The 262-nt window shown below is 34.7% G+C and carries 1 protein-coding gene; it reads right to left on the reverse strand.

Going from position 1 to position 262, the window contains the following annotated elements; translation table 11 throughout:
• On the reverse strand, positions 1–262 hold a 262-nt coding region (locus tag NCS02_RS36230; RefSeq protein ID WP_250523715.1), incomplete at both ends, for a hypothetical protein.

Here is a 262-nt window from a genome sequence, read left to right on the forward strand (position 1 = left end):
GGAAAGTAGTATCAAGTGCGTCATCGGCGTATGATCGTAGAGCTTTTAGAATTGTTTTTGCATTTCCTTTTAGCCCTTCCCCAGATACGCCATAATCTACCATTTCATCTATAGTTTTTTTGAAAATATGTAGTTGGTATGCGTCATTTCCGTCTGGTATTGTTTTTACTACTTTTTGTAATTCCTTTTGGATTGAAGGATTGTTCTTAAATACTGACTGTGAAAAATCAAGTGTTCCATCATCAAGAATTGAAACATTTGC

The organism is Caballeronia sp. NCF2, from assembly GCF_023631205.1.
Classification (GTDB): Bacteria; Pseudomonadota; Gammaproteobacteria; order Burkholderiales; family Burkholderiaceae; genus Caballeronia; species Caballeronia zhejiangensis.